The organism is Shewanella frigidimarina (assembly GCF_003797125.1).
Taxonomy (GTDB): Bacteria; Pseudomonadota; Gammaproteobacteria; order Enterobacterales; family Shewanellaceae; genus Shewanella; species Shewanella frigidimarina.
Genome location: NZ_RKKE01000001.1, coordinates 215,562 through 239,285, shown reverse-complemented (window position 1 = coordinate 239,285; position 23,724 = coordinate 215,562). Strand labels below are relative to the sequence as shown.

The following is a 23,724-nucleotide window of genomic DNA, read 5'->3' as shown; positions in this document are numbered from 1 at the left end:
AGAGCGCGTGATGAATATAGAAAAAATGCAGCAGCAAGCAGATCATGCGGTCGTATTGCTAAAAGCATTAGCAAATGAACGTAGATTGTTTATTTTGTGTCATCTTCTTAATGAAGGTGAAATGTGTGTTGGTGAAATGAATAAAAAGTTGGGGTTGAGTCAATCGGCTTTATCTCAACATTTGGCATGGCTTCGTAAAGACAATTTAGTCTGTACCAGGAAAGAAGCACAAACCGTTTTTTATTCATTAAAAAGTAATGAGGTAAAAGAGTTAATTCAAGTATTAAATAATATGTATTGTTATTAAATTAACTCCGCAAACGTCTTAACTGATGCATCTCATTGATGATGTCTTAAGTTAAGACGTTTAGTTCTGTAAGTTTAATAAATGCAGTATGTCGCAGACTGATCGCAATCAAACAGACACTTCACACCACAAACCTGCAATGTATCGATATGGTCAATACCATCCCCTATCATCCAAATTGATTATTTTCTGCTGAAATTATTGAAAGCTTCCATCCTGCTTTTTACTCTTTCTTAATTTGTCGTCATTCTTATTAACCCGAACATGGGATAAGAGATAAAAGGACAATGATAAAGAACTTAATATTAGCCACTACCGCTATCAAACTTGTCATTTGTGTTATTAACAAGAGGAACTCCTTATATGTTAATAACTGGGTCGGCATGTTTATTAAACGCCGTTAGGAAGACAAATGGCTTTGCTATTCCGAGTTCAGGTTTATTCGTATTAATAAAACGTTATAAACGTTCTCAAGAGTAGTTTGCTTTAATCAGGATATATCTCAGGGTCATATCATTAACAATTTTAACATTATTATGTTGATACTAAGCTGTTGAGGTTGGTTCTAGGGGCTAAAGCCGTTAAGAGAAGGCTAGGTAGGTAAAATTGAGTGATAAAAAAACCGGCCTAAGCCGGTTTTTTGAATCTTAATCTACAAAAACTTAAGCTGCGATAGCTTTGATCTTTGCATTTAAGCGAGCCTTCTGACGACCGGCTTTATTCTTATGAATAAGACCTTTAGTCGCCATACGGTCAACAATTGGTTGTGCAATAGCGAACGCTTCTGTAGCCGCTTTATGGTCACCGCTTTTGATAGCCGCGATAACTCTTTTAACGTATGTACGTAACATAGAGCGACGACTAGCGTTATGCTGGCGACGCTTTTCAGACTGAAGCGCGCGCTTCTTTGCAGACTTGCTATTAGCCAAGGTGCAACTCCTAAAAACTGGATTTGATACTTTTAAGGCCGAGGAATATGCCTGCTTTTTATCGTCTTGTCAACGACTGCAACTGAATATTTATCATAAAGATAAATTAATCCAATCTAGCGTGCCTTTCTTCAACCCAACTCGTGTAATATGTGGCGCATTCTACCAGCTCTTGAGTCTGTGTGACAGAGTTATAATCGAATATTTGTTATAAAACCCATTAATTGTCTTACAAGTGATTGAGTGTCCGGGGGCTGTTTGAGCAAAAAATTATTTAAATCAGGCTTAATTGTTAGTGTTATGACACTGATGTCTCGAGTGTTAGGTTTAGTGCGTGATGTGGTGATAGCAAATCTAATGGGAGCAGGCAGCAGTGCTGATGTGTTCTTTTTTGCAAATAAAATACCTAACTTTTTAAGGCGTTTATTTGCTGAAGGTGCTTTCGCGCAGGCATTTGTGCCGGTACTGACTGAGTACCAAGAAAAAATGACCCCAGAAGATACTCGCGAGTTATTAAGTAAAGTCGCTGGTACTTTAGGTGTTCTGGTGACAATTGTTACTTTGGTTGGTGTTATTGGTTCTCCGGTATTAGCAGCCCTTTTTGGTGGCGGCTGGTTTGTTGATTGGTTAAATGATGGGCCGAATGCTGAAAAGTTTGAACTGGCTTCAGTGATGTTAAAAATTACCTTCCCATATTTATGGTTTATCACTTTCACAGCCCTAGCAGGATCGATACTTAATACTCGCGGGCGCTTTGCGGTTTCAGCCTTTACGCCGGTATTTTTGAATGTTGCGATTATTGCTGTGGCTTTATGGTATGCACATACACTTGAAAACCCGGAAATTGGTTTGGCTTGGGGTGTGTTTTTTGGTGGACTGATTCAGTTTCTATTCCAAATACCTTTCTTAATTCGTGAGAAAGCACTCGTTAGACCTACGTGGGGATGGAATCACCCTGGGGTGGTAAAAATTAGGACCTTAATGATCCCTGCGTTATTTGGTGTGTCTGTTTCACAAATTAATTTATTGTTCGACACTTTTATAGCCAGTTTCCTGATGACGGGATCGATAAGTTGGCTGTATTACGCTGACCGCCTATTGGAGTTCCCTTTAGGATTATTTGGCATTGCCATTGCGACGGTAATTTTGCCTGCATTATCGCAAAAGCATGTTAATGCCCAAGGCAGTGGCTTTAATCAAACTATGGACTGGGGAGTTAAAGCCATTTTACTGTTAGGCACTCCAGCTATGTTAGGACTGATTATTCTCGCTAAACCAATGCTGATGGTGTTGTTTATGCGTGGCGCATTTAGCTTAAATGACGTTGAAATGGCTTCGTATAGTTTGGTTGCTTATGGCTGCGGTTTATTAAGTTTCATGATGATTAAAGTATTAGCTCCTGGATACTATTCGCGCCAAGACACTAAAACTCCGGTTAAATATGGCATTATTGCCATGGTCAGCAATATGGTGTTCAACCTTATCTTTGCCATTCCATTTGGCTACGTGGGTTTAGCCATCGCGACATCAATGTCTGCGCTATTGAATGCGGGTTTATTATATCGAGGTTTGCATAAAGCGGGCGTCTATCAAATGAGCCGACAGACGTTATTTTTCTCGTTTAAAGTCATCATTTCTACCACCTTAATGGCCATTGGCATTGTTTATTTTATGCCGCAACAAAGTATATGGCTCGAATGGCAGACCTTTGAACGTATGTTTATGTTGATTGAGCTAATTGTTGGTGGCGCGGTTATTTATTTATTAAGTTTACTTGCATTGGGTGTACGGCCTTGGAAAATTAAACGTCAGGGATAATTTATCCTATGTGAATGACTAAGGGTATATCAGCAAGTTATCCAAAATCCGGTGTAATAATCTGAGGTTGAAACTCGCATCTAACATTGGTTTGGGTATATAATCTGCCGATTTGCAATAGGCAGTATTGAGCGTAATGGAATTAATCCGCGGTATACACAATATTTTACCTTCTCATCATGGTTGCGTTTTGACCATTGGGAATTTTGATGGTGTCCATCGTGGCCATGCACAGGTGATCAGCAGCTTAGTGAGTAAAGCGCATCATTTTCAACTGCCTGCAATGTTAATGACCTTTGAACCGCAACCGCAAGAACGTTTTCGTGGTACTGATGCGCCAGCGCGGCTTAGTCTTCTACGCGATAAAATTAGATTGTTAGATGAGCTTAAAATTGATCAGCTACTTTGCATCAACTTTAATGAAGCCTTTGCTAATCAACCTGCTGAAGCGTTTATTGAAGAGTTACTGGTTAAAAAACTCGGCGTTAAATATCTCGTAGTTGGAGATGATTTTTGTTTTGGTAAAGGTCGCTTAGGCAACTTCGATATGCTCGTTGCTGCCGGTAAAGAATTTGGCTTTACTGTAGTCAGTACACAAAGCTTTGTTGTTGGTTCGTTGCGAGTAAGCTCTACAGCAGTGAGAGAACAGCTGGCGTTAGGACACTTAGAACAAGCAAGACGTTTATTGGGTCATCCTTTCATTTTAAGTGGTAAGGTTGCTCACGGACAAAAATTAGGCCGTACAATCGGTTTTCCAACAGCAAATATTGCCTTAAAACGACACGTTGTACCTGTGAGAGGGGTATTCGCGGTTCGCTTGTACTGGGATGGCAGCGATATTTATGATGGTGTGGCTAATGTGGGTTTTAGACCCACTGTAAATGGTCAAACTTGCAGATTAGAAGTCCATTTGTTTGATTTTAGTGGTGATTTATACGGCAAACGAGTGGAAGTAGAATTAGTAGCAAAGATCCGTGATGAACAACCTTTTGAGTCATTGGACGCGCTAAAAAAACAGATTTTAAATGATGCAAATGAAGCTCGCGCTTTATTTAGCAACGATGCTAGCTGAAATGAATCAGCTTTAAATAATGGTATGGGATCAATGAGCGACTATAAATTTACTTTGAATTTGCCGGAAACAGAGTTTCCGATGCGCGGTAATTTGGCAAATCGCGAGCCAGAAATGTTAAATAGCTGGACGCAAGACGGGCTGTATCAGCAGATCCGTGAAAGCCGTACTGGCCGTAAACCTTTCATTCTTCATGATGGCCCTCCATACGCCAATGGCAGCATTCATATAGGTCATTCGGTAAACAAAATTCTTAAAGACATCATTATTAAGTCTAAAACCATGTCAGGTTTTGACGCGCCTTATATTCCAGGCTGGGATTGTCATGGATTACCGATTGAGCTTAAAGTGGAGCAAAAAGTAGGTAAACCAGGAGTCAAGATATCTGCGGCAGAGTTTCGTGAAGAATGCCGTAAATATGCGGCTATTCAAGTTGATGGTCAACGAGAAGACTTTATCCGTTTAGGTGTATTAGGTGATTGGCAAAACCCTTACCTAACAATGGATTTTTCAACCGAAGCCAATATTGTCCGTTCATTGGCAAAAGTGATTGAAAGCGGTCATTTGCACAAAGGTGTTAAACCAGTACATTGGTGTACCGACTGTGGTTCAGCACTTGCTGAGGCAGAAGTAGAATACGAAGATAAAACATCTCCAGCCATCGATGTGGCTTTTTTTGCAGTTGATAGCTCAGCTGTTGCCGCTAAATTTGGCGTTGAGAATTATACTAAACCGGTAGCGATGGCAATTTGGACTACCACGCCGTGGACCATGCCTGCTAACCGCGCATTATCACTAAGCCCTGAGCTAGATTATAGCTTGGTTGAATTTGTGAAAGAAGGTAAAACCACCACCTTGATATTAGCTCAAGTGCTGGTTGAGTCGTGTCTTGAGCGTTATAGCGCGGAGTCGCACACTATTTTAGGCGAAGTGAAAGGCGCCGAGCTTGAGTTAATGCGCTTTAATCATCCATTCTATGCTTTTGATGTGCCAGCTATTTTAGGCGACCATGTTACGACTGATGCAGGTACCGGTATTGTTCATACTGCACCAGGCCATGGTCAGGACGACTTTGTGGTTGGTCAAAAGTACGGTTTAGAAGTGGCTAACCCTGTTGGCGACAATGGTGTTTATAAGCCAGACACTGAATTTTTTGCTGGCCAACACGTTTTTAAAGCTAACGCCAACGTGGTTGCGCTGTTAGAAGAAAAGGGCGCACTACTACTGCATGTTGCTATCCGCCATAGCTATCCGCATTGCTGGCGCCACAAAACGCCAATTATTTTCCGTGCAACGCCACAATGGTTTATCTCTATGGATAACCATGGCTTGCGTTCACAAGCGTTAAAAGAAATCGAACAAACCAAGTGGATCCCAGATTGGGGCCAAAGCCGAATTGAAAAAATGGTTGAAAACCGTCCAGACTGGTGTATTTCACGTCAGCGTACTTGGGGCGTACCGATTACGTTATTTGTTCATCGTGAAACGGATGAGTTACATCCAGACAGTGTTTCATTGATGGAACGCGTAGCGCATCGCATTGAACAACAAGGCATCCAAGCTTGGTGGGATTTAGATGCAAGTGAATTGTTAGGTGATGAGGCAGATCAGTACCGTAAAGTGACAGATACTTTAGACGTATGGTATGACTCCGGTTCATCATTTTCATCAGTGGTTGCAGCGCGTCCAGAGTTTCATGGACATGACATTGATTTGTACCTAGAAGGAAGCGATCAGCATCGTGGTTGGTTTATGTCATCATTGATGATTTCAACCGCTATGAATGGTAAAGCACCTTATAAGCAAGTATTGACGCATGGTTTTACCGTTGATGGTAAAGGCCGCAAGATGTCAAAATCTGTTGGTAACGTGATTGCTCCATTACAAGTAATCAATAAGCTTGGTGCTGACATTTTACGTCTATGGGTTGCCGCAACCGATTATAGTGGCGAAATGACCGTATCTGACGAGATTTTAAATCGCAGTGCTGATGCATATCGTCGTATTCGAAATACTGCGCGTTTCTTACTTGCTAACTTGAATGGCTTTAACCCAGAAACAGACATGATCGCATCTGAAGAGATGGTCGCGTTAGATCGTTGGGTTGTTCGTCGTGCAGCAGTACTGCAACAAGAAATTATCGAAGCGTATGATCAATACAACTTCCATTTAGTGACTCAAAAACTGATGCAGTTCTGTTCTGTAGAGTTAGGCAGTTTCTATCTTGATATTATTAAAGATCGCCAGTACACCGCTAAGCAAGAAGGGCATGCACGTCGTAGCTGTCAATCTGCGCTTTATCATATTGCCGAGGCAATGGTTCGGTGGATGACGCCAATTTTAAGCTTTACCGCTGATGAAGTGTGGCAATTGTTACCCGGTAAACGTGAAAAGTATGTGTTTACCCAAGAATGGTATCAAGGCTTAGAAGCCGTTACTCTTGAAAGTGATTTAAGCGATGATTATTGGGAAAAATTATTAACTGTCCGTAATGAAGTTAATAAAGTACTCGAACAAGCGCGTCGTGATAAACGTATTGGTGGTTCATTAGAAGCTGAAGTGACATTGTTCGCAGATGCCGATTTAGCGGCTGAGTTAGCTAAAGTGGGTGATGAGTTACGATTTATCCTTATTACCTCTAAAGCAGCAGTTGCGGATATGTCACAAGCGGGTAGCGATGCCATCGAAACTGAACTAAGTTCGCTTAAACTAGTGGTTGCCAAAAGTAGCGCCGAGAAGTGTGAGCGTTGCTGGCACTATCGTGAAGAGGTTAGCACCATTGAAGCTCACCCAACATTGTGTCAACGCTGTGTGACCAATATTGAAGGTGAAGGCGAGCAACGCGAATTCGCTTAAGGAAATATTGATAATGAGTACTGTGCCATTAACATGGAAAGACAGTGGCTTGCGTTGGTATTGGGTAGCTGCATTGGTGTTTTTAGCCGATCAGCTATCTAAACAATGGGTCCTGAGCAATTTTGAATTGTATGAGTCTATACAGCTTTTGCCGTTTTTTAATTTCACTTACGTGCGAAACTACGGTGCAGCATTCAGTTTTTTAAGTGAAGCTGGTGGGTGGCAACGTTGGTTGTTTACCATTATTGCGGTCGGTTTTAGTACCTTGTTAACAATATGGTTGCGCAAGCAATCTTATTCGTTATGGCGCAGTAATTTAGCCTTTACCTTAGTCATAGGCGGCGCATTAGGTAATTTGGTTGATCGTTTAATACATGGTTTTGTAATCGACTTTGTCGATTTTTACTGGAATACCAGCCATTATCCTGCATTTAATATTGCCGATGCAGGCATCTTTATTGGTGCGGTATTGATCATTTGGGAATCATTTAGACCCGACGCAAAGCCATCGAAGGAGCAAGATTAACTGTGACAGATTTAACTAAGCAAGACAGCCATTCATTAATATGTCATATGAATATAGTACTGGAAGACGGCTCCACAGCCGACAGTACAAAATCGTCTGGTAAACCTTCACGTTTAAATATTGGTGACGGTAGCCTAAGTCCGGCTTTTGAAGACGAACTGAAAGACTTGAAAGAAGGTGATAAGCACACATTTACCTTAGCGGCAAAAGACGCTTTTGGTGAGTCAAATCCTGATGCGATTCATTATATGGACAGAAGCCGCTTTCCTGCAGATATGAAGCTTGAAGACGGCGTGATTGTCAGTTTTGCAGGGCCTGGTGGGAGTGAAATACCGGGTATCGTTCGCGATACTGCTGGTGATTCAATTACCGTCGATTTAAACCATCCCCTCGCAGGACGCACACTTACATTTGAACTTGAAGTTGTCAGTGTCATAACTGAGTAAAAAAGGTATCACATGCTAAAAGTTGATCCGACGTCTCCAGAACTGAGTATTTTACTGGCCAATCCTCGGGGTTTCTGTGCCGGGGTAGATCGCGCTATCAGTATTGTTGAGCGTGCTTTAGAGTTATTTGAACCACCAATTTATGTACGCCATGAAGTGGTACATAACCGATATGTGGTTGAAAATCTAAAACAGCGTGGTGCTCTTTTTATTGATGAACTTGACCAAGTACCAGACAACAGCATTGTTATTTTTAGTGCGCACGGTGTATCACAAGCTGTGCGCAAAGAAGCTAAAAACCGTGGTTTAAAAGTCTTCGATGCGACATGTCCGTTAGTGACAAAAGTACATTTACAAGTGACTCGTGCAAGTCGCAAAGGTATCGAGTGCATTTTGATTGGTCATGAAGGCCATCCAGAAGTTGAAGGCACCATGGGACAATATGATAATCCTAAAGGTGGTGTTTATCTTATTGAGTCTCCAGAGGATGTTAATAATCTTCAGGTTAATAACCCAGACAACTTATGTTTTGTCACTCAAACAACGCTTTCTGTTGATGACACCTTAGATATTATTACTGCATTGCAAAAGCGCTTTCCTTCAATTGAGGGGCCGCGTAAAGATGATATTTGCTACGCGACGCAAAATAGACAAGATGCTGTACGCAGTATGTCTTCCGAAGTTGATTTATTGATTGTTGTTGGTTCTAAAAATAGCTCTAACTCAAATCGTTTACGTGAACTGGCTGAGAAAACGGGTACGCAATCTTATCTCGTTGATACCGCCGCTGATGTGGAGGCTGTGTGGTTTGATGGTGTGAAGAAAGTCGCTGTAACTGCTGGGGCTTCAGCCCCAGAGGTTTTAGTACAACAAGTTGTTAACGCAATAGCAAAACTTGCCCCAAGTATTATTACCGAAGTTGAAGGCCGTAAAGAAGACACTGTATTTGCGGTTCCTGCTGAATTACGTTAATAATTTCAATGATCTAAAAATAATAACCCGCAGCTTAATTTAGGCTGCGGGTTTTTTGTGCTTACAAAATAAACCGAGTATAATACTGATAAATTGTGTTGACCTATTAATCATACAAGATAGATACTATCTGATTACATTTAAGTCAGCTATTATCTATGGATGATGTTTAGACTGGTTTAATAGTTATGCTGTATAAGATATACAAGATTGAGAGTGGCTACTTTTGATCTCATCGGGAGGTTTTACGCTCATGCCATGTAAAAGGAATGGATTTTCCTTAATTGAAGTAATGGTCTCACTAGTTATTCTAGTGATAGGCCTTATTGGGATTTTTAATCTTCATATTATGTCAAAGCAAGGCAGTTTTGAGTCTTTTCAGCAAACTCAAGCCTCATATTATGCTAATGACATGATAAATCGTATGAGATTAAACAGTGCTCAATTAGCGCAGTATGCTAATGGTTCTCCTTATTCCGGTACTCCTAGCGCTGTCAGTCAGCGATGCGATTCTGCGACTGTTTTTTGCAGTGCAAGTCAAATGGCCCTGTGGGATATTTTTGAATGGCAATCTTCTTTTATAGGGACTTCAGAAGTCATTAATACTAAAAATGTAGGTGGATTAGATACTGCAACAGGCTGTATTAATGTTAATGGTAATGTTGTCACAGTGACTATGTCTTGGAAGGCTATTCGAAGCTCTAGCGATTCTGGAGATGTAAATGCATGCGGTACAGCAAGTGATAAACGTCGAATTTATTCAATACAAACAGTGATTATTTAAATGACAGCTTTTAATAAAATTCACAGAAGATCACAATCGGGTATGTCACTTGTTGAGCTAATGGTGGCAATGGTTATTAGTTTGTTTTTATCTGCTGGCATTTTTACTATATTTAGCATGTCCTCAACCAATGTCACTACAACGAGCCAATATAATCAGCTTCAAGAAAATGGTCGTATTGCATTGGCTATAATGGAACGTGATATTTCTCAGCTTGGTTTTTTCGGTGATATGACGGGTTCTGAATTTATTCTTGGCATTAATACTACATTAAATAACACCATTCCAATTGCTGATGACTGTATTGGTGCAGGCTTAAACAATGCGAGTTTACCTAACAATCAACCAGCCCATTTTAGGCGTCTATGGGGTTATGAAAATGGTTTAAGCGGTACTACTCCTCTTGCGTGTTTATCCGCAGCAACAGTCGCCCCTAATACTGATGTTATTCAAATAAAACGTTTTATAGGCCCAAGTATTGGATTCGGCGATGGTAGTGATAGCCCTGTAGGCGATATCACAAGATTTTCTGTATCAACCACATCAACCCAAGCTATATTTTTTAACGGCCTTGATCCTGCAACTAATTTGGTAAATTCTAGAGTTTGGGAATACCAACATCATGTTTATTTTATTGATATTGAGAATGGTGTTCCGATTTTAAGTCGTAAAACACTAACGAATAAAGGTATGAAAAATGATGAACAACTTGTCGAAGGAATCGAGAATATTCGTTTTTTATATGGATTTGATAATAGTGGCGATAACACACCAGATACTTATGTGCCTGCCGCTGATGTGTTAGCTCCAGTGTGGGACAATGAAACATTACAAAGATTAGTTGCTGTGAAAATATATGTATTAGTGCGCTCAGCTCAAGCTGATAATAGTTATGATAATCAGACAACTTACCAGCTGGGTGACAAGCAGATAAATCCCTTTAATGATAATTTTAGGCGGAAAGTGTTATCGACTACTGTCGTTTTAGAAAATCCTGTATTGATAAGGAATTAGATGAGTATTTCTATTATAAAACAAAGAGGTATCGTTTTATTTCTATCTCTAGTTGTTCTAGTGATTATGACTGTCATAGGTATTGCATTAGCTGTTAACTCAACGCAGTCTTTACGAATGTCTGGTGCAGGAGCTGAACGTATCGAAGCTATGTCTGTCGCAAATGGGGGCTTAGAGCAAGTCATTGCTAATAATTCAGGCGCTTCTTTTAGTAATTTATTAGCAGTAAAAACGGAATCAGTTTTTAACAGCACTCAAGTTATTACACCATTACCAGAAACGGGCGTTAGAGACGTTGGTTGTCAAAGAACATCTAATGCTATGGGCTTAAATTTAGTCAGTTGCAGGCGTTCTCAAATAACAAGCACAGCCCAATTTGGCCGTGATAACTTAGGTTCGTTAACGGTTGCTGCAGGAGTTGAGCAGCAAGTGTTAGCAGGGAATTAATATCATGAAAAACAAAATTATAATTAGTGTAATAGCTATACTCGTCACTATTTCTAGTGGGTTATTTGCTGATGATACCGAGCTTTATTTAATCGACTCAAGCTCTGCTACTGGTAAACGTCCGCAAATCTTATTTATATTTGATAACTCGGGTAGTATGAATACTGATGACCAAGTATCTGTTAGTCCTTATTGCTCGATAAGTGAAAAAGCTGCTGGTAACTGTAGCTATGCTTCTGGTTACCAAAGCTATTTAGATAACTACTCCGGTTATATAAACAATAAAGCACTGTACTGGACGTCTAGCGGTATTGATAATTCAACATTACCATCACCTGATCAACCCAATGATGCCCGTCGTTTTTATTCTCAAAGTAATAATTGCAATAAGTCTGTGGAAGCTTTGGCTAAAAACGGTCAATACAATGGCTATTTTCGTGAGTATCAAGCTCGTGGACAAAGTGGTTCTTGGGAACCGCTAGCTCAAAATAATGGCCTTAACAAGAATCAGGTTTTTGATTGTGTACAAGATATTATAGATTACGACCCTAAAAACCCGGGTAAGAATAATCAAGGTAATTCATACGCTGATGGGTATCCTGTAAATACTTCTGCTATGTACACAAATAATGCAGGGACAGAATCTCGTAATTTAAGTTATAGCAGCACCAGCTTTGGAACAGGGGGTACTGTGACCTTGTATACTCCAAACTATTTAGTCTGGTATCAGTGGGTGACCACCACAACTGAAGGGAAAAATAGTGGCACTACCGACAACAAACGAATCGATGTTGCTAAAGCTGCTTTAAAAGCCGCTTTGGAAAGCATGTCTGTTCCAATAGATGCTGGGTTAGCTGTATTTAACGTAAATTCACGAAGTGAGGGTGAGAATAACGGGGGGCGTATCGTTTCAAATCTCGTTGAAATGACCAATACAAATCGAGCAAATTTAATTTCTACCATTTACAGTTTAGATCCTGAAACAAATACACCATTATGTGAAACTTTATATGAAGCATATCAGTTTTTCAGTGGCGGACCTGTAACCTACGGAAATAAAGACTCCAATAGGTATTGGTCAGGTAGATGGAGACAGATGAATTATACGCCAAATACTCCTCCAAGTATAATTACCTCAGGTAATTATACAAGTCCGTTTAAGAAGTGTCCTGATACTGCTTATGTTGTATATATTACAGATGGTGCACCAACTTTAGATCGCTCAGCTGACGCAAATATTCTAGCCCTAACGGCCTCAGCATCAACTCCGGCAGATTATACAAGCTTTACCTCAACAAATGGCTATGGGCAGCAGGAGGTAAACTATTTACCTGCATTAGCAGCTTATATGGCTAATAATGATGTTGTTCAAGGTGTTCTTGATGCCGATGGAGTAGACAACAAACAAACAGTAAAATTGTATACCATTGGCTTTTCAGCTGGAGCAGACTCAGCTGCAAAATTATTAGAAGAAGCTGCATTTAGAGCCGGAAGCCCTAGAAATGAGACTACCAATATATCTAGTGGTTATTTTAGAGCGTCAAATGGATTAGCCCTAGTAGAGGCAATAAATAATATTATTAAGAATATCTTAGAGGTTAACACCTCATTTACGTCGCCAAGTATAGCCAGTAACAATTTTGATAAAACGCAAACATTTAATTCTGCTTACTTTGCCATGTTTTACCCTGGAGATGGACCTCGTTGGAGTGGGAATTTAAAAAAATTAAAAGTAAATGGTGAGGGTGTAATTGTTGCTCCCGGTGGAACAATTAAAGCCATAGATACCGAAGGCAATATATCTGCAACAACATGTACTTATTGGAATACTTGTGCAGCAAACTCAAGTGATGGTAATAATGTTACCTCTGGCGGTGTATTACCTTATCTTAGGAATGCGTTAAAAAACCGAAATATCAAAACCACCAGTGGTGGAAGCATCATTGATATAGATAGTTCAAGTTTTGTTTCTTCTCACTCCCAGGCTGCTCTAGATTGGCTATACGGTGTTGATGTTGACGATGATGATAAGGATAGCAGTTTTACTGATGCTCGAGCTGACATTATGGGCGATCCGCTTCATTCTAAACCATTAGCACTTAATTTTGGTACTTCGGATGCCCTAGATGTAAGAATCTTATTGGGTACTAACCAAGGTTTAGTGCATATGTTCAAAGATTCTGATACTGGCAGTGACGATTATTCTGTTGGTAATGTCAGCGAAACTTGGGCTTTTATTCCTGAAGAACTTTGGAGTAATATTCCGACTTTAAAGGAAAATATCCCTACAGGTAATCACAGTGTGTACGGAATGGACTTGTCACCAGTTGCTTATACTGAAACAAATGCCAGCGGCAAGATTGATAAAGCTTGGTTGTATTTGGGAATGCGCCGCGGTGGTGCTTCATATTATGCTTTAGATATATCTAATCCTGATTCACCGTCATTAAAGTGGATGATCAACTCTACTACATCAGGTTTTGAGGATTTAGGTCAAACTTGGTCCGTACCCATTACGACGTTCGTTCCTGGAGTTGATGATCCGGTGTTAATTTTTGGTGGAGGTATGTCGTCTAGTGATGGTACAGGCGAAGGTGTTTATATTGTCAATGCTGATACAGGCCCCACAGAATTGATAAAACTATTTACCTTTTCAGACATGAGTAGTATCGCCACTAAAGTATCAATTCTAGACAGTGATAATGATGGTGTAACGGATCGTATATATGCATCAGACATTAGTGGTAATGTATGGAGGATGGATTTACCTTCTGCTGATAAATCGACTTGGACGATATTTAAGTTTGCGTCAATAAGTAACAGTAGTTCACCAAATGATCGTATGTTCTTTTCAGAGCCTTCTCTAGCGCAAACTCAGTTTAATAATATTCACAGTACCAGCGGTGTGCTTAGTTACCAAAATACACCTTATGATGCAGTCGCAATCGGTACCGGTAACCGAACTCATCCCTTAGATACATATACCAATGATATGTTTTTTGTTTTCCAAGATAGAAATGTTGTCACCCAATCTTTTAGTTCGACCGAGGCCCCAGCAACGCTAGTTTTAACCGATTTGTACGATGTAACTTCAGCGGCTCCGACATCGCAGGCCCAAAATATTGTGTTTGGAAATAAAAGGGGGTGGTACTATGATTTTACTTTAGCGGGTGAAAAAAGCTTATCGTCGTCTTTAATTTTTGATGGGAAAGTGTACTTTACGTCGTTTGTTCCTCCTGCTGGCGGAACCATTGATTACGACCTTGGAGTATGTGATCTTTCTGGTGAGGGACGGTTATATGTATTAGATTTACATAAAGGAACTCGAACTTATAGTGATCTTTACTATGAGTTGGGTGAACGTGTACCTGATACTCCTCAGATAGTTATACCAAAAGCTGACACTGGTAATGATACTATTGCCTATATAATTGGTGTTGGCAAAGGGGATTGTGTCGGCAATGATTGTAAAGGTACGGTGGTTTTAGGCTCGGGCCTAACAACAAATAGAATTTATTATCATATAGAAGAGTAGAGTTGATGAAAAAAGTGTCTTTTAAAGGTTTTACTCTGATTGAAGTAATGATTACTGTTGTTATTATTGGGATTCTTGCAGCAATTGCATATCCGTCATACACCAGTTTTATAACTAAAAGTGGCCGTTCTGAAGGTGTCGCAGCTGTAATGAGAGTATCCAATTTGCAAGAACAATATTATATGGATAATCGTGTATTTGCAGAGGATATGACCAAGCTAGGTATGTCTAGTGAACCGTTTTTAACCGAAAGTGGATACTATTCGGTTGATTCAGTGGGTACAACAACATATACCATTACTGCAACAGCTAAAGGTAGGCAAGCAACCCTTGATACAACTTGTGCTACTATCACACTTACAGCGGCAGGGGTTAAAGGTCCTTCTAAGGAGTGTTGGAAATGATCAAATTAGTAGTATTGTGTTTATGCTTTGCTTCGTTCGGGGTTATATCTGAGACAGATGAATGGCAAGATTATAAATGTCATATCACCTCTTCATCAATAGGTGAGAGAATACTCTTTTATCGCTGGAAAAATAAAGACGCTAAATGGAACCAAGCAAAATTATCCGGTACGCAGTTTAAAGATAGTACTTCGAGAACTAAATACTTTATCAAAGAAGTAAGTGAATGTTTACCTCTTCACCTTACTTTTAAATTAGAGTCTGCAAAAAAATTGGATATTGAGACGCTTCGTTAGGCATCATAATAGCTCTGATATTTTCAGAGCTATTAAACAATAATAATTATCATTTGATTATTTTAACAGCTTTTACCCTCATCACCATATGATACTCGACCACTACTACTAACCGATATACTTTTTGATTCATCCGCTTTTCCATTTGGGCAATAGATGAAATCCCCTCCAGTAGAAATACCATCAGAGGAAAAGGAAATTGCCTTAGACGGCCCTTTCACTTTGTCTTTATCGTCAAAGCTATCAATCACTTTTAATTCTGTTGTTACGCCGTTTCCTTCGACAAAAACCCTTATGCCTTTACTCCAATCTGTTCCTGACTTGCAGCTAGTAGCAGTTTGGAGTGAACATATATTGACGATAGTTCCATAATTAATGGCTTGATTTCTAGCCAATACTAAAATGCTGTGAATTTTATCTGTATTATTTTTTGCTCTAACACTTTCATACAACGAATTTAATGAAGGAACTGCAACCACAATGACAATAGCCGCTATAGCAACAGTGACCATTACTTCTATTAGAGTAAACCCAAACGTAAATTTTTTCATGCGCAAATCCTCTGCTATATAGACAGAGTATAACTAAGCACAGTATGAATTACAGTGTTTTATTGAGCATTTGGGGTAGAACGGCTGATTTACTATGTATTCAATTACCCTATTTAATTATCATTTCATTCCTACTTTGTTAAGGCTTACATTTAATATTTTTCTTTTTCGACATTCTTACCCTCCCAGCTTGATTTACAATGACGGCTTTAGAGTATTTACTGTCAAACTTCCCTGGACAATACGTTAATGTGCCATTGGTACCAGAAGCCAATCCATCGGGCTGAAAGCGAATTGCTGGGCGATTGTAATTAATGAAATCACTTTCATGAAAAGGAGCTGTTTGTTGGAGTAAGCTATCACTGCCATCAAGTTGGTTTTTTTGCCCACGGTCAATAAATACACTTAATCCTATGCTCCAATCAGATGAACATAAATTTTTGATTAAAGGACAAACCGTTACCCTAGAGCCATAACTTATTGCCATATTTCGACCTAACTGAATGGTTTGTTGAATAACTTGAATATTACTTCTCGCTCTGATTTGTTCAGTTAGCGAAGAGAAGGAGGGAATTGCAATAAGTGACATTAACATTACAACGAGTGTCGTCACGATAACTTCAATAAGACCAAAGCCTTTAACTCGGTTAAAATTTGTCATACTTGTTCATCCTTAAACGTGGTCAGCTGCGTCCTGCAGTAACATTAAGGTAGTATATAAAATAACCAGCCGCTTCGCTGAGAAATATCTTTTCATAAATACGTAAAATAGCCGCGACAATTAGCTTCGCTTTCAAGTAAGATATTTGGATGATGTTAGCGAGTATATAAATTGCAATGATGACATGTGCTTAATCAACTTCAGTATGGGATTATAAATGGTTATTAAATTGCTTTTGTCCTGCTTATTGTCGTGGATTGAATTGTAATAGGCACCATATTGACGTGTAAATATTGCTTGTTAGTAAAACAAATGGCCAGTTAGATATTGCAGACTTGAAACAAACCATTTTCTTATCGATTTATCCCATCTCTTATCCCGAGTTGAGGTTAATCAAAAACTTAGCCGATGACAGGAGTATTTAATGAAAAAAGTCGAAGCGATTATTAAACCGTTTAAACTTGATGATGTGCGTGAGTCACTTGCTGAAATTGGCATTACTGGTATGACAGTATCAGAGGTTAAAGGCTTTGGACGTCAGAAAGGCCACACAGAGCTTTATCGTGGTGCAGAATATATGGTTGATTTTTTACCTAAGGTAAAAATTGAATTAGTAATCCAAGATGACATTCTGGAACGTGCGATTGATGTTATCGTTGATATAGCCAGAACAGGTAAAATTGGTGACGGTAAAATATTTGTAACTGATATTGAACGCGTGATTCGTATTCGTACCGGCGAAGAAAATGAAGAAGCAGTATAAGGCCCATAAGGGCCTTTTTTTATAACTATAAACACAGTGTGACGAAGTTATTGGTATAAGGTAATTTTGAGGTAATGTATGGTTCAACGAATTGTTATTGTGGGTGGTGGGGCTGCAGGGCTGGCATTGGCTTCAAAGTTAGGCCGTAAATTTGGTAAAATTCCGTTAATCGATATTAGTTTGATTGATAAGAATACCGTTCACATCTGGAAACCTAAATTACATGAAGTCGCGGTTGGTGTTATAGATCAATCAATCGAAGGCCTACAATATCGAGATCACGGATTAAAAAACGGTTACCGCTATATTCGTGGTGCCATTGAGCAATGTGATCCGAGTACTAAAACAATCCAACTTGCTCCAGTGTTTAACGATGAAGGCGAGATGATCATTGCCGCGCGCAATATTGAATATGATACTCTTGTTCTAGCATTAGGCGGAGTATCAAATAGCTTTAATACACCCGGAGCCGAAAAACACTGCATTTTTTTAGACAGTCTAGACAGTGCTAATCTTTTTCATCATAAGCTAATGGATGCGTTGTTACAGCTTAATGAAACCCAAGACCAATTAGGTATCGGCATTGTTGGTGCGGGTGCTACAGGTGTCGAGCTTGCCGCTGAACTCCATCATGTTATTGAATCAGTAAGAGAGTACGGTTATCAAAATATATCTAAAGATCATTTAGATATAAATTTAATTGAAGCATCAACCAAAATCCTGCCTCAATTGCCAGAGCAAGTGAGTACAAGAGCGCAAACAGTACTGTCAAAGTTAGGGGTTAAATTGCATTTAGGTGTGCAGGTTAAAGAAGTGACCAAAGAAGGTTTTGTTACTGCGACAGGCGAGACGATTAAAGCAAATATCAAGGTGTGGGCAGCAGGTGTCAAAGGCCCGAAAGTATTTGAAAACTTCACTCAACTTCCCGTTACTCCCCGTAATCAAATTGATGTAGATGACTGTATGCGTGTAAAAGGCATCGATGATATTTACGCTTTAGGCGACTGTGCTCAATTAATTTTACCATCAGGTAAGCCGGTACCACCAAGAGCCCAAGCCGCAGCCCAAATGGCCGATCGGCTCTATGCCAATATTTGTTTGAAGATGAAACAGCAGCCAGAAAAGCCTTTCGTTTATAAAGACTATGGTTCACTAGTATCACTGAGTCGATTTTCGGCGGTTGGCAACTTAATGGGGAGCCTACGTTCAGGCGATTTTTTTGTTGAAGGACACATTGCACGTTTGATGTACATTTCTCTGTATCAGCGTCACTTAGCTAGCTTGTATGGCTGGTTCTCGGCATCTGTATATCGTATTGCCCAAAAATTACTGCGCTGGCAACGTCCAAAGCTCAAGTTACATTAGGCGAGTGATCACCTAGAGAGTTGAGCGACTATCAACATAAACAAATAGGCTTTGTTAAACATAAAGCCTATTTTGCACAAGAATTGGCCATTTGACGTTTATTGACACAATTTAACTTAAATCTACTTGAATTTAAGATTTAACTTGGTAGTTTCAGTTATTAATTATTTGTTAACGTAACGTATGACAATGATGTTGTACTTATACCATAGAAGATAATCAGTGCTTCAAGGAGCCAAGATGCCCAACCAGATTACATTATTAGAACAAACCAAGCATGGTGATTTAAAACTGACTCCAAGTGACTTTTCACACGTGGCGGAGCAGCACATCGTGCCGGTTACTTTACATGAAATTAATCGTGCTGCCACTGAGTATCCAATCGTATTTGTTAAAAACAGTGATACCAACGAATTTCAATCAGTTGCAATGTTAGGCCTAAAACCTGGTCAGAATCTAAGTGTAAAAGACGGTAAGTGGCAAGGTTTGTATATACCCGCAGTTGTTCGTGACTATCCTCTTGGTTTAGTGGTTAACCCAGACGTTAAAGATAAAGTCTGGATTGGTATTCGCGAAGATGCCAAAGAAGTGACTAAAACAGACGGCCAAGCATTGTTTGAAGATGGTAAAGAAACCCCGTTTTTAGAAGCGCGTAAGCAAGCGTTGATTAGCCATTATGAACAAGACCAAGCTACTCGCGGTATTTTAGGTTTTTTAGATGAAAAAGGGCTGCTGATTAATCAGACTCTTACTGTTGATGTCGCCGGAGAGAAACGCAATATCAATGGTTTATACCTTATTGATGAAGCTAAATTAAATGCATTAAGCGACGAAGAGTTTATCGAACTTAAAAAGCGCGGTTTACTAGGGCCGATTTATGGTCACTTGGGGTCATTAAACCAAGTTAATCGTTTAGCTCGGGTTGAAGTACTCGGTAGATAGTCTCCGGGCTTTTTAAACAAAACAGGCACTCAATTGAGTGCCTGTTTTGTTTATAGAAGCTAAATCAAATATCTGAATCCAGATATTTGATTCGACTTATACTGCAGATGCAAAAAAGCCACTCATTGTGTGGCTTTTTTGTTTTTATGGTGCCGGCACCAAGAGTCGAACTCGGGACCTACTGATTACAAGTCAGTTGCTCTACCAACTGAGCTATGCCGGCTAAATATGGTGCCCGAACCCGGAATCGAACCAGGGACACGAGGATTTTCAATCCTCTGCTCTACCGACTGAGCTATTCGGGCAACTAACTAAGCGTTAGTTAATTACTGCAGACTAGGTATTAACTTGGTAATCAATGCCTGTCTCGTCTGGAGTGCGCACATAGTATAGTGATGGTTTTTATCGTGCAAGTGGTTTTTCAAATGTTTTTACTCGTTCGGCTAGTTAATGTGCAAACTGGTGGTTTTTTATCGATTTTTAACTCTAAAAGTGGTTTCTAAGCGTTAATCGATAAGAATAAAGTCGTAGAAGCTTACTGATGATTAAATAAAATAACTAAAGAGTAGCTCGGTAATTGAATTCTCCGTCTGTTTTTTGCTCAACATTAGTCTAATTTTATTTTTACATATGATTGGCGTCTTAGTGTTATCAGTAAGATCGAGTTTCTGCGCTGATAAATGCCCATTTACATGTAAATGAGTGAACTTTCGGTCAAGTGAATTATCTTAGTTAACGTTAACTGAGTAACCAAGGCATCTATTTAGCACAATAGAACCGACTCTGTACGGCAAGCTTAAAATCGATTGAACTTTAAAGACGAATAGTGCGGATATTTGTGACGATTTTATAAAAGGGAGAGTTTATTCGGAGTAGTGATTTCACATGCGCGGGCGATAACCTAGTTATAGAAGTCACAAACGCTAGCCGAAAGGCTCGGGTTAAGGTCTTTTTAATCTTTATAGAATATGTTGGTTACAAGACATAAGCGTAGTTAGAGGCTTAGTCTCTAATACTTGCAGCCTGATATATAAAAAACAAACCGTTTATCTTGAACAAGTTTTAACGATGAAAGATCAATAGGGCCTAGATGATATTTAATAATTAGTGGCTACAATTGATGTACGTCGAATTAGTCATTACTTAATTACATTGTGTAGTTAACGTTATCTAACTCTCATCACTTCTATTTTATAGAACGATTTCGGCTATTTTTACTGATTTTCTTTCCCAAAACTAACGTTAGAATGTTGTAACTTCTTTAGAGGAAAGTAAGGCATGTTAAAGAATACTCCAGCTGGCTATGGCTTGGTGACTATTTTAATCCATTGGTTGTCCGCAATCGCAGTGATTGGCCTATTTAGTGCGGGTTATTGGATGGTAGATCTTACCTATTATAGTAGTTGGTACCAAACTGCGCCGCATCTGCATAAAAGTATCGGTCTGCTGTTACTTGGTTTAACGCTATTAAGATTAGTTTGGCGAACGATATCACACACTCCTAATCCGATATCGAATCATCAGTCATGGGAAAAGCGTTTGGCGAAGTGGGCACATATTATTCTATATATGTTAATGCTACTCATTATGTGCTCAGGAATTATGATTTCGACAGCTGATGGCCGAGATATTTGGATTTTTGACTGGTTTGCCGTGCCATTTCCTAATGCCTTTATTGACGAACAAGCTGATATAGCGGGGTTTATACATCAATACCTTGCCTATAGCTTAATCGGCTTGGTTGTTTTGCATGCAGCAGGTGCGATTAAGCATCATGTTATTGATAAAGATAACACCCTTAAAAGAATGCTTATGCCAAACCGTATTGGCAAGTAATCGAATTATTTAACAATCGAGTGTATTAATAATGACTCTCGATAGATACCACGCTACTTATTTATCTGTTTACATACTTATTAACTTAAAGGAATAAAAAACCATGAAAAAACACCTTATAGCAGCACTAATCAGTGCAACGTTTATGTTACCTGTTGCTGTTAATGCTGCCGACTATGTTATCGACACTCAAGGTGCACATGCATCGATTCAATTTAGTGTAAGCCATTTGGGTTATAGCTTTGTAGTGGGGCGCTTTAATGAGTTTTCTGGCGACTTCAGTTTTGATGCTGACAAAGTCGCAGATGCGAAAGTGAATGTTAAAATTAATACTAACAGTGTTGATTCTAATCATGCCGAGCGTGACAAGCATTTACGCAGCGCAGACTTTTTAAATACCAGTAAATTCCCTGAAGCCTCTTTTTCATCAACATCAATTGTTGATAAAGGAAATAACCAGTTTGTAATTAATGGTGACTTTACTTTAAATGGTGTGACAAAGCCGTTAAGCATTGATGCCGTTGCTATTGGTGAAGGTAAAGATCCATGGGGTGGATACCGTGCAGGCTTTAGTGGCAAAACCACTTTTGCAATGAAAGATTTTGGTGTCAAAATGGATTTAGGTCCAGCTTCTGCAAACGTTGAATTAGCATTAGTCGTGGAAGGCGTTAAACAATAATCTGTTGGATTTGTGATTAACAACCAAAAAACAAAGCCGCTAAGTTAAGCGGCTTTGTTGTTTAATACAGTTATTGATTATGTTGTTGCGTTATTCATCTTCAGCTGGTGGAACATAGCCTTCGATTTCAACGTCTTTACCTTCAAATAAAAAATTAGTCATTTGCTCTTCAAGAAACTTGCGGTCATCAACATTCATCATATTGAGTTTTTTCTCGTTAATGAGCATTGTTTGCTTCTTTTGCCATAAGCCCCAAGCTTCTTTACCAATATTGTCAAAAATGCGCTTACCTAATTCGCCTGGGTAAAGCTGAAAATCTAAGCCGTCAGCTGATTTGTTTAGGTGTTGACAGTGAACTGTGCGAGCCATGATGATTCCTTACTAACTTTAATTACATTAAAAACTAATGTGTCGCGAAAAGTACGGTTAAATTAGCCAAAATACGTTCTGTAGCGGCTGCCAATCCGACTTTCGCAGGTTGCTCTATGTTATACCAGAGAGCCGAGGTTTGTTCCATGATACCTGTTGCTTGATCGACAGATAGTTCAACTAGCACTGGTTGAATATCAAGGTGGAAATGACTAAATGTATGCCTAAACCCAGCAAGCCCTTGCTCTGATTCTGTCAAATTATGCAGCGTTAAATAATCATCTAATTCTGCTTGATGTTCAAATTGTGGGAAACACCATAATCCTCCCCATATACCAGCTGGTGGACGCTGAATAAGCTGAACTTTTACTGAATCTTGGCTGTTATCGACTAAAACCACCATAAACGCTGATTTTTCTGGCGTTACTTTTTTAGGTTTTTTACCAGGATATAAACTTTGATGACCTGTCTGTTGAGCCACACAATCAATTGCTACAGGGCAGGCAGCACAATTAGGTTTACTGCGGGTACAAACACTTGAACCAATATCCATCATAGCTTGGTTAAATTTTTCAACGTTTTTGGCTGGTGTTAACGCATCGGTTAATTGCCACAATTGTTGTTCAACGTGTTTTTGTCCCGGCCAACCTTCAATAGCACCATGTCGTGCCAAAACTCGTTTTACATTACCGTCTAAAATTGAGTGGTGTTGACCGAGCGATAAGGATAACACTGCGCCAGCAGTCGATTTACCTATTCCAGATAACGCAACCACATCATCAAACTGTGTGGGGAATTGTCCATTAAAAGCATCTCGAATATGCTGAGCCGCTTTATGTAGATTACGCGCTCTAGCGTAATAACCTAGGCCAGTCCATAAATGTAGCACTTCATCTTGATGAGCATTAGCAAGATCTATAACGCTAGGGAAACGCGCCATAAACTTTTCATAATAAGGAATAACCGTCGCGACTTGAGTTTGCTGGAGCATGATCTCCGACACCCAAACTCGATAAGGTGTTTTATTAATCTGCCATGGCAGCGATTTACGACCATGAAGGTCATACCAAGCGATGATACGCTCAGAAAATGGAGTCAAATTTTTCATGGGCGCAGTGTAGCTATAGCCATTTTATTACACAAGTGGCCCTA

23 protein-coding genes and 2 tRNA genes are annotated in these 23,724 nt (G+C 39.5%); 18 read left to right on the top strand and 7 right to left on the bottom strand.

The genetic code is table 11. From position 1 onward, the window contains the following. Positions 1-10: 10 nt before the first annotated feature. On the top strand, positions 11-307 hold the full coding sequence (locus tag EGC86_RS01035) for an ArsR/SmtB family transcription factor (protein ID WP_011638342.1): 297 nt from the start codon (positions 11-13) through the stop codon (positions 305-307). A gap of 662 nt (positions 308-969) precedes the next feature. Here the strand turns inward: EGC86_RS01035 and rpsT are convergent. Beyond that, positions 970-1,236: a 30S ribosomal protein S20 gene (gene rpsT, locus EGC86_RS01030; RefSeq protein WP_011638341.1), complete on the bottom strand. Its 267-nt coding sequence runs from the start codon at positions 1,234-1,236 to the stop codon at positions 970-972. A 258-nt stretch (positions 1,237-1,494) separates the two neighbouring features. Here rpsT and murJ point away from each other — a divergent pair, with 258 nt between their 5' ends. From murJ to EGC86_RS00965, 12 genes are all read left to right on the top strand, one after another. After that, positions 1,495-3,054 carry a murein biosynthesis integral membrane protein MurJ gene (gene murJ / locus EGC86_RS01020; RefSeq protein ID WP_041413149.1) on the top strand — a complete coding sequence of 520 codons (1,560 nt, stop codon included), beginning with the start codon at positions 1,495-1,497 and terminating at the stop codon, positions 3,052-3,054. A gap of 136 nt (positions 3,055-3,190) precedes the next feature. After that, a complete protein-coding gene (gene ribF / locus EGC86_RS01015; RefSeq protein WP_123776369.1) occupies positions 3,191-4,126 on the top strand; it encodes a bifunctional riboflavin kinase/FAD synthetase in 936 nt (311 codons plus the stop codon). 33 nt (positions 4,127-4,159) lie between these two features. Further along, positions 4,160-6,982 (top strand): isoleucine--tRNA ligase, encoded by a 2,823-nt coding sequence (gene ileS / locus EGC86_RS01010; protein ID WP_123776368.1) that lies wholly within the window; start codon positions 4,160-4,162, stop codon positions 6,980-6,982. Positions 6,983-7,004: 22 nt separating this feature from the next. Then, a complete protein-coding gene (lspA, locus tag EGC86_RS01005) occupies positions 7,005-7,508 on the top strand; it encodes a signal peptidase II (RefSeq protein WP_123776820.1) in 504 nt (167 codons plus the stop codon). A gap of 2 nt (positions 7,509-7,510) precedes the next feature. Further along, on the top strand, positions 7,511-7,954 hold the full coding sequence (gene fkpB, locus EGC86_RS01000; RefSeq protein WP_123776367.1) for an FKBP-type peptidyl-prolyl cis-trans isomerase: 444 nt from the start codon (positions 7,511-7,513) through the stop codon (positions 7,952-7,954). 42 nt (positions 7,955-7,996) lie between these two features. Further along, positions 7,997-8,926, top strand: coding sequence for a 4-hydroxy-3-methylbut-2-enyl diphosphate reductase (gene ispH / locus EGC86_RS00995; protein ID WP_182744784.1), 930 nt, complete (start codon positions 7,997-7,999; stop codon positions 8,924-8,926). A gap of 253 nt (positions 8,927-9,179) precedes the next feature. Beyond that, positions 9,180-9,710 (top strand): type IV pilus modification protein PilV, encoded by a 531-nt coding sequence (gene pilV / locus EGC86_RS00990; RefSeq protein ID WP_123776366.1) that lies wholly within the window; start codon positions 9,180-9,182, stop codon positions 9,708-9,710. Next, entirely contained in the window at positions 9,711-10,724 is a 1,014-nt protein-coding gene (locus tag EGC86_RS00985; protein WP_123776365.1) for a PilW family protein, read from the top strand. A 12-nt stretch (positions 10,725-10,736) separates the two neighbouring features. Then, positions 10,737-11,171, top strand: coding sequence for a PilX N-terminal domain-containing pilus assembly protein (locus tag EGC86_RS00980; RefSeq protein ID WP_123776819.1), 435 nt, complete (start codon positions 10,737-10,739; stop codon positions 11,169-11,171). Positions 11,172-11,175: 4 nt separating this feature from the next. Next, on the top strand, positions 11,176-14,706 hold the full coding sequence (locus EGC86_RS00975; RefSeq protein ID WP_123776364.1) for a pilus assembly protein: 3,531 nt from the start codon (positions 11,176-11,178) through the stop codon (positions 14,704-14,706). A 5-nt stretch (positions 14,707-14,711) separates the two neighbouring features. After that, positions 14,712-15,110 carry a type IV pilin protein gene (locus EGC86_RS00970; protein WP_123776363.1) on the top strand — a complete coding sequence of 133 codons (399 nt, stop codon included), beginning with the start codon at positions 14,712-14,714 and terminating at the stop codon, positions 15,108-15,110. Continuing rightward, positions 15,107-15,406, top strand: coding sequence for a TapY2 family type IVa secretion system protein (locus EGC86_RS00965; protein WP_123776362.1), 300 nt, complete (start codon positions 15,107-15,109; stop codon positions 15,404-15,406). The genes EGC86_RS00970 and EGC86_RS00965 overlap by 4 nt, the downstream gene beginning before the upstream one ends. Before the next feature lie 62 nt (positions 15,407-15,468). Here EGC86_RS00965 and EGC86_RS00960 read toward each other — a convergent pair whose 3' ends face one another. Together EGC86_RS00960 and EGC86_RS00955 are read right to left on the bottom strand one after the other, a co-directional pair. After that, on the bottom strand, positions 15,469-15,957 hold the full coding sequence (locus tag EGC86_RS00960; protein WP_123776361.1) for a GspH/FimT family pseudopilin: 489 nt from the start codon (positions 15,955-15,957) through the stop codon (positions 15,469-15,471). A 139-nt stretch (positions 15,958-16,096) separates the two neighbouring features. Then, positions 16,097-16,618 carry a GspH/FimT family pseudopilin gene (locus EGC86_RS00955; protein ID WP_123776360.1) on the bottom strand — a complete coding sequence of 174 codons (522 nt, stop codon included), beginning with the start codon at positions 16,616-16,618 and terminating at the stop codon, positions 16,097-16,099. Between the two features lie 424 nt (positions 16,619-17,042). Between EGC86_RS00955 and EGC86_RS00950 the strand changes: the two genes are divergently transcribed. The 3 genes from EGC86_RS00950 to EGC86_RS00940 all read left to right on the top strand — a co-directional run bounded on the left by EGC86_RS00950 (position 17,043) and on the right by EGC86_RS00940 (position 19,688). Next, positions 17,043-17,381 carry a P-II family nitrogen regulator gene (locus EGC86_RS00950; RefSeq protein WP_011638327.1) on the top strand — a complete coding sequence of 113 codons (339 nt, stop codon included), beginning with the start codon at positions 17,043-17,045 and terminating at the stop codon, positions 17,379-17,381. A 78-nt stretch (positions 17,382-17,459) separates the two neighbouring features. Beyond that, the gene (locus EGC86_RS00945) at positions 17,460-18,746 is read left to right on the top strand and encodes an NAD(P)/FAD-dependent oxidoreductase (RefSeq protein WP_123776359.1); all 1,287 of its coding nucleotides are present in this window, start codon (positions 17,460-17,462) and stop codon (positions 18,744-18,746) included. Positions 18,747-18,986: 240 nt separating this feature from the next. After that, the gene (locus EGC86_RS00940; protein WP_011638325.1) at positions 18,987-19,688 is read left to right on the top strand and encodes a SapC family protein; all 702 of its coding nucleotides are present in this window, start codon (positions 18,987-18,989) and stop codon (positions 19,686-19,688) included. Between the two features lie 147 nt (positions 19,689-19,835). Here EGC86_RS00940 and EGC86_RS00935 read toward each other — a convergent pair. Together EGC86_RS00935 and EGC86_RS00930 are read right to left on the bottom strand one after the other, a co-directional pair. Further along, positions 19,836-19,911: transfer RNA gene (locus tag EGC86_RS00935), tRNA-Thr, on the bottom strand. A gap of 6 nt (positions 19,912-19,917) precedes the next feature. After that, a tRNA-Phe gene (locus EGC86_RS00930) sits at positions 19,918-19,993 on the bottom strand. 973 nt (positions 19,994-20,966) lie between these two features. Between EGC86_RS00930 and EGC86_RS00925 the strand changes: the two genes are divergently transcribed. Further along, positions 20,967-21,524, top strand: coding sequence for a cytochrome b (locus EGC86_RS00925; RefSeq protein ID WP_123776358.1), 558 nt, complete (start codon positions 20,967-20,969; stop codon positions 21,522-21,524). 103 nt (positions 21,525-21,627) lie between these two features. Beyond that, the gene (locus tag EGC86_RS00920) at positions 21,628-22,203 is read left to right on the top strand and encodes a YceI family protein (RefSeq protein ID WP_123776357.1); all 576 of its coding nucleotides are present in this window, start codon (positions 21,628-21,630) and stop codon (positions 22,201-22,203) included. A 90-nt stretch (positions 22,204-22,293) separates the two neighbouring features. Here EGC86_RS00920 and EGC86_RS00915 read toward each other — a convergent pair whose 3' ends face one another. Further along, positions 22,294-22,572: an oxidative damage protection protein gene (locus tag EGC86_RS00915; protein ID WP_011638322.1), complete on the bottom strand. Its 279-nt coding sequence runs from the start codon at positions 22,570-22,572 to the stop codon at positions 22,294-22,296. Positions 22,573-22,606: 34 nt separating this feature from the next. Further along, on the bottom strand, positions 22,607-23,680 hold the full coding sequence (mutY, locus tag EGC86_RS00910) for an A/G-specific adenine glycosylase (protein ID WP_123776356.1): 1,074 nt from the start codon (positions 23,678-23,680) through the stop codon (positions 22,607-22,609). Positions 23,681-23,724: the final 44 nt, after the last annotated feature.

Coding starts and splice junctions, on each gene's coding strand:
- EGC86_RS01035 (WP_011638342.1), top strand. CDS start 11: ATGAATATAGAAAAAATGCAGCAGCAAGCAGATCATGCGGTCGTATTG.
- ribF (WP_123776369.1), top strand. CDS start 3,191: ATGGAATTAATCCGCGGTATACACAATATTTTACCTTCTCATCATGGT.
- ileS (WP_123776368.1), top strand. CDS start 4,160: ATGAGCGACTATAAATTTACTTTGAATTTGCCGGAAACAGAGTTTCCG.
- pilV (WP_123776366.1), top strand. CDS start 9,180: ATGCCATGTAAAAGGAATGGATTTTCCTTAATTGAAGTAATGGTCTCA.
- EGC86_RS00985 (WP_123776365.1), top strand. CDS start 9,711: ATGACAGCTTTTAATAAAATTCACAGAAGATCACAATCGGGTATGTCA.
- EGC86_RS00975 (WP_123776364.1), top strand. CDS start 11,176: ATGAAAAACAAAATTATAATTAGTGTAATAGCTATACTCGTCACTATT.
- EGC86_RS00970 (WP_123776363.1), top strand. CDS start 14,712: ATGAAAAAAGTGTCTTTTAAAGGTTTTACTCTGATTGAAGTAATGATT.
- EGC86_RS00965 (WP_123776362.1), top strand. CDS start 15,107: ATGATCAAATTAGTAGTATTGTGTTTATGCTTTGCTTCGTTCGGGGTT.
- EGC86_RS00960 (WP_123776361.1), bottom strand. CDS start 15,957: ATGAAAAAATTTACGTTTGGGTTTACTCTAATAGAAGTAATGGTCACT.
- EGC86_RS00955 (WP_123776360.1), bottom strand. CDS start 16,618: ATGACAAATTTTAACCGAGTTAAAGGCTTTGGTCTTATTGAAGTTATC.
- EGC86_RS00950 (WP_011638327.1), top strand. CDS start 17,043: ATGAAAAAAGTCGAAGCGATTATTAAACCGTTTAAACTTGATGATGTG.
- EGC86_RS00945 (WP_123776359.1), top strand. CDS start 17,460: ATGGTTCAACGAATTGTTATTGTGGGTGGTGGGGCTGCAGGGCTGGCA.
- EGC86_RS00940 (WP_011638325.1), top strand. CDS start 18,987: ATGCCCAACCAGATTACATTATTAGAACAAACCAAGCATGGTGATTTA.
- EGC86_RS00925 (WP_123776358.1), top strand. CDS start 20,967: ATGTTAAAGAATACTCCAGCTGGCTATGGCTTGGTGACTATTTTAATC.
- EGC86_RS00920 (WP_123776357.1), top strand. CDS start 21,628: ATGAAAAAACACCTTATAGCAGCACTAATCAGTGCAACGTTTATGTTA.
- EGC86_RS00915 (WP_011638322.1), bottom strand. CDS start 22,572: ATGGCTCGCACAGTTCACTGTCAACACCTAAACAAATCAGCTGACGGC.
- mutY (WP_123776356.1), bottom strand. CDS start 23,680: ATGAAAAATTTGACTCCATTTTCTGAGCGTATCATCGCTTGGTATGAC.